5 protein-coding genes are annotated in these 5,028 nt (G+C 69.7%); all 5 read left to right on the top strand.

Annotation, left to right across the window (positions count from 1 at the left end):
* Positions 1 to 29 precede the first annotated feature (29 nt).
* On the top strand, positions 30 to 1,376 hold the full coding sequence (locus ACJA3G_RS29790) for an ABC transporter substrate-binding protein (RefSeq protein ID WP_406556146.1): 1,347 nt from the start codon (positions 30 to 32) through the stop codon (positions 1,374 to 1,376).
* A gap of 31 nt (positions 1,377 to 1,407) precedes the next feature.
* A complete protein-coding gene (locus ACJA3G_RS29785) occupies positions 1,408 to 2,349 on the top strand; it encodes a carbohydrate ABC transporter permease (protein WP_406556143.1) in 942 nt (313 codons plus the stop codon).
* A gap of 12 nt (positions 2,350 to 2,361) precedes the next feature.
* Positions 2,362 to 3,243 carry a carbohydrate ABC transporter permease gene (locus ACJA3G_RS29780; protein ID WP_406556145.1) on the top strand — a complete coding sequence of 294 codons (882 nt, stop codon included), beginning with the start codon at positions 2,362 to 2,364 and terminating at the stop codon, positions 3,241 to 3,243.
* 4 nt (positions 3,244 to 3,247) lie between these two features.
* Positions 3,248 to 4,513, top strand: coding sequence for a 6-phospho-beta-glucosidase (locus ACJA3G_RS29775; protein ID WP_406556142.1), 1,266 nt, complete (start codon positions 3,248 to 3,250; stop codon positions 4,511 to 4,513).
* Positions 4,510 to 5,028, top strand: a 519-nt coding sequence (locus ACJA3G_RS29770; RefSeq protein ID WP_406556144.1) for a BadF/BadG/BcrA/BcrD ATPase family protein, incomplete at its 3' end; no start/stop codon positions are given. The genes ACJA3G_RS29775 and ACJA3G_RS29770, both read left to right, overlap by 4 nt.

Raw genomic sequence — 5,028 nt, 5'->3', positions numbered from 1 at the left:
TCCCCGCCCCTGCCCCGGGAGACTTCGCCATGTCCGGAAACAGCCCGAGCCGCCGCACATCGGCCGCCGCCCTCGCGGTGACCGCCTCCATCGCCCTGTTCGCCTCCGCCTGTACGGGCCAGAGCTCCTCCTCCGCCGAGGACGACGCCTCCAAGGAGACGACGATCACCTTCTGGCACGGCTGGAGCGCCCCCGAGGAGGTCAAGGCGATCCAGGCCAACGTCGACGCCTTCCAGAAGGCGCACCCCAACATCCATGTGAAGGTCGTCGGCAACATCAACGACGACAAGATCAACCAGGCGCTGCGCGCGGGCGGTTCGAACGCGCCGGACGTGGTCTCCTCCTTCACCACCAACAACGTCGGCAAGTTCTGCTCCTCCCGCGCCTTCGTCGACCTCGCACCCTTCCTCAAGAAGGACGGGATCGACCCGGCGAAGACCTTCCCGAAGGCGATGAACGAGTACACGCAGTTCCAGGGCACGCGCTGCACGCTCCCGCTGCTCGGCGACGCCTACGCGCTGTACTACAACAAGGACGCCTTCAAGGCCGCCGGGATCACCGCGCCGCCCCGCACGTGGAGCGAGTTCGCCGCCGACGCCAAGAAGCTGACCAAAGCCAAGGGCGACTCGTACGAGCAGCTCGGGTTCATGCCCGACTACCACGGCTACGAGTCGACGACCGAGCACTACATCGCGCAGTGGTCGCCCACGTACTTCGACTCCAGCGGCAAGTCCAACATCGCCAAGGACCCGGCCTTCGCCCAGGGGCTCGCCTTCCAGAAGCAGCTGGTGGACGACCTGGGAGGCTTCCAGAAGCTGGAGAAGTTCCGCTCCGGCTTCGGTGACGAGTTCGGCGCCAAGCACCCCTTCCACCTGGGGCAGGTCGCCATGCAGATGGACGGCGAGTGGCGGCTGGCGATGGCCGAGGACGCCAAGCCGAAGTTCGGGATCGGGGTCGCCCCGCTGCCCGTGCCGGACGACCGGGCCGACAGTTACGGCAAGGGGTACATCACCGGCACCATCGCCGGGATCGCCGCCACCTCCGGCAAGCAGAACGCCGCCTGGGAGCTGGTGAAGTACATGACCACCGACACCGAGGCGGTGGTGAACTTCGCCAACGCCATCCACAACGTGCCCTCCACGATCGAGGCGCTCCGGTCCCCGAACCTCAAGTACGACCCGCGGTTCAAGACGTTCCTGGACATCGCGCAGAACCCCGGCTCCACGACCAGCCCGGCCTCGGTCAACGGCGGCCAGTACCTGGTGTCGATCCAGAACCTCGGCTACGACGTGGAGAAGGGCAGGCAGAGCGACGTCCGGGCGGGTCTGGAGAAGACCGCCAAGGAGATCGACAAGGCGATCGACCAGGCCAAGTAGGCCGGGTCCGACGAGCGTCGCGGAGCACCCCATGACCACGTACACCCTGCGCGCCAAGCGCCGCCGGGCGGCCCTGCGGACGGCCGCCTTCATGTCCCCCTGGCTGATCGGCTTCGGCGTCTTCTTCGCCTACCCGCTGATCTCCACCGTCTACTTCTCCTTCACCCACTACGACGGCTTCGCCGACCCCACCTTCAACGGGCTCAGGAACTGGTCGTACGTCTTCAACGACTACCCGCTGTTCTGGCCCGCGCTGCGCAACACGCTGTGGCTGGTGGTGGTGATGGTGGCCTGCCGGGTCGTCTTCGGGCTCGGCATCGGGCTGCTGATCACCAGGATCAAGACGGGCACCGGGGTCTTCAGGACGCTCTTCTACCTGCCCTACCTCGCCCCGCCCGTCGCCGCCACCCTCGCCTTCGTCTTCCTGCTCAACCCCGGTACGGGGCCGGTCAACTCGGTCCTGGCCGACCTGGGCGTCCCGGCGCCCGCCTGGTTCACCGACCCCACCTGGTCCAAACCGGCGCTGACCATGCTCGCCGTGTGGGGCGTCGGCGACCTGATGGTGATCTTCATGGCGGCGCTGCTGGACGTGCCGAGGGAGCAGTACGAGGCGGCCGAGCTGGACGGGGCCTCGTCCTGGCAGCGGTTCCGGTTCGTGACGCTGCCCAACATCTCGCCCATCGTGATGTTCGCGGTGGTCACCGGGATCATCCAGACCATGCAGTACTACACCCAGCCGCTGGTGGCCGGAAAGGTCGCCTCGGGGATCATCGGCAGCTCCGGCCAGCAGTTCGAGCCCGGCTACCCGGACAAATCGACGCTGACCCTTCCCCAGCTGGTCTACAACCTCGGTTTCCAGCGCTTCGACTACGGCTCCGCCTGTGTGGTCGCCCTGGTCCTCTTCGCCCTCTCCATGGCGTTCACCGCCCTGCTCATGCGGCGCCGTGGCGGACTGATCCAGGCAGGTGACTAGCGGATGGCCGACATGACGTACCCACTCGACGCAACCGTGACGACGACCCCGGCGGCCCGCACGGCCCGCCGCAAGGCGCTCCTGCACTGGATCGGTGTGCACGCCCTCGGGGTCGCGGCGGCGCTCTTCTTCGTGCTGCCGTTCGTCTTCATCGTGCTCACCTCACTGATGGACAACCAGCAGACGCTGACCCGGGACCTGATCCCCGACCACTGGCAGTGGTCCAACTACAAGAAGGTGTTCGACACCCCCGGCTTCCTCACCTGGTGGCGCAACACCCTGCTCTACGCCGGGCTCGGCACCGTCCTGACCGTGGTGTCGTCCGTCCCGGTGGCCTACGCGCTCGCCAAGTTCCGCTTCCGGGGCCGCAATCTGTCGATGATGCTGGTCATCTCGATGATGATGCTGCCGCCACAGGTGATCATCATCCCGATGTACCTGTTCTGGGCGAAGCAGCTCGACCTGTCCGGCACGCTGTGGCCGCTGATCATCCCCATGGCGTTCGGCGACGCGTTCTCCATCTTCCTGCTGCGGCAGTTCCTGATGACCATCCCGAACGAGTACCTGGACGCGGCCAGGGTGGACGGCTGCGGAGAGCTGCGGACCCTGCTGCGGGTCGTGCTGCCGATGGCCAGGCCGGGCATCGCCGCGGTGGCGCTCTTCCAGTTCTTCTACGCCTGGAACGACTACTTCGGGCCGCAGATCTACGCCTCGGAGAACCCCGGCGCCTGGACGCTCAGTTACGGCCTGGAGTCCTTCAAGGGCGCGCACCACACCGACTGGAACCTGACCATGGCCGCGACCGTACTGGTCATGGCCCCCGTGATCCTCGTGTTCTTCTTCGCGCAGAAGGCGTTCGTCGAGGGTGTCACGCTCACCGGAGTGAAGGGCTAGCGAAATGAAGCTCACCGTGGTCGGCGGAGGATCGACCTACACCCCCGAACTCATCGACGGATTCGCCCGGCTGCGGGACACCCTGCCCATCGAGGAACTGGTCCTGGTCGACCCGGCCGCCGACCGCCTGGAGCTGGTCGGCGGCCTCGCCCGCCGCATCTTCGCCCGGCAGGGCCACCCGGGCACCATCACCACCACCTCCGACCTGGACGCGGGCGTCGCGGACGCCGACGCGGTCCTGCTCCAGCTGCGCGTCGGTGGCCAGGCCGCCCGCGAGCAGGACGAGACCTGGCCGCTGGAGTGCGGCTGCGTGGGCCAGGAGACGACCGGGGCGGGCGGCCTCGCCAAGGCGCTGCGGACCGTCCCGGTGGTCCTGGACATCGCCGAGCGGGTGCGGCGCGCCAACCCGGACGCCTGGATCATCGACTTCACCAACCCGGTGGGCATCGTCACGCGCGCGCTGCTCCAGGCCGGCCACAAGGCGGTCGGGCTCTGCAACGTCGCCATCGGCTTCCAGCGCAAGTTCGCCGCGCTGCTCGGCGTCGCGCCAGGCCAGGTCCACCTGGACCACGTGGGGCTCAACCACCTCACCTGGGAGCTCGGGGTGCGCCAGGGCGGCCCCGACGGGGAGAACGTGCTGCCCAAGCTGCTCGCCGAGCACGGGGACGCGGTGGCGGACGACCTGCGCCTGCCCCGGCAGGTCCTCGACCGGCTCGGTGTGGTGCCCTCGTACTATCTGCGCTACTACTACGCACACGACGAGGTCGTACGGGAGCTGGGCACCAAGCCGTCCCGGGCGTCCGAAGTCGCCGAGATGGAACGGCAGTTGCTGACGATGTACGGGGACCCGGCGCTGGACGAGAAGCCGGAGCTGCTGGCCCGGCGCGGCGGCGCCTTCTACTCGGAGGCCGCCGTGGACCTGGCCGCCTCGCTGCTCGGCGACGGCGGCAGCCCGGTACAGGTGGTCAACACCCGCAACAACGGCACCCTGCCCTTCCTCGCCGACGACGCGGTGATCGAGGTGCAGGCGCGGGTCGGCGCGGACGGCCCCGTACCGCTGGCCGTGCCGGAGCTCGACCCGCTGTACGCGGGGCTCCTCGCCCACGTCACGGCGTACGAGGACCTGGCCCTGGAGGCGGCGCTGCGCGGGGGGCGCGAGCGGGTGTTCCGGGCGCTGCTCGCCCACCCGCTGGTCGGTCAGTACGCGCTGGCGGACGGCCTCACCGACCGGCTGATCGCGCACAACCGGGAGCACCTCGCGTGGGCATGAGCGTGCTGGCGATCGACGCCGGCAACAGCAAGACCGACGTCGCCCTGATCGGCCCCGACGGCACGGTCCTGGGGGCCGCCCGGGGCGGCGGCTTCCGTCCGCCGGCGGTGGGCGTGGAGACGGCGGTGGACGGCCTGGCGGACGCGGTGGGCCGGGCCTGGGCGGCGGCGGGGAACGCCGGCGCGGTGGCGGTCGACCACGTCTCGGCGTGTCTGGCCAACGCCGACCTGCCGGTGGAGGAGCGCCAGTTGGCCGAGGCCCTGGCGGCCCGGGGCTGGGGCGGCTCGGTCCGGGTCCACAACGACACCTTCGCGATCCTGCGGGCCGGACTGCCCCGGGGCGCCGAGCCGCGCGGCGTCGCGGTGGTGTGCGGGGCGGGGATCAACTGCGTCGGTATGACCCCGGACGGCCGCACCGCCCGCTTCCCCGCGCTCGGCAAGATCTCCGGGGACTGGGGCGGGGGCGGCGGCCTCGCCGAGGAGGCCCTGTGGTTCGCCGCGCGCGCCGAGGACGGG

Origin of the sequence: Streptomyces sp. YS-3 (genome assembly GCF_045257485.1) — a bacterium.
Taxonomy (GTDB): domain Bacteria; phylum Actinomycetota; class Actinomycetes; order Streptomycetales; family Streptomycetaceae; genus Streptomyces.
This window is presented reverse-complemented; position numbering and strand designations above follow the sequence as displayed.

Coding starts and splice junctions, on each gene's coding strand:
- ACJA3G_RS29785 (WP_406556143.1), top strand. CDS start 1,408: ATGACCACGTACACCCTGCGCGCCAAGCGCCGCCGGGCGGCCCTGCGG.
- ACJA3G_RS29780 (WP_406556145.1), top strand. CDS start 2,362: ATGACGTACCCACTCGACGCAACCGTGACGACGACCCCGGCGGCCCGC.
- ACJA3G_RS29790 (WP_406556146.1), top strand. CDS start 30: ATGTCCGGAAACAGCCCGAGCCGCCGCACATCGGCCGCCGCCCTCGCG.
- ACJA3G_RS29775 (WP_406556142.1), top strand. CDS start 3,248: ATGAAGCTCACCGTGGTCGGCGGAGGATCGACCTACACCCCCGAACTC.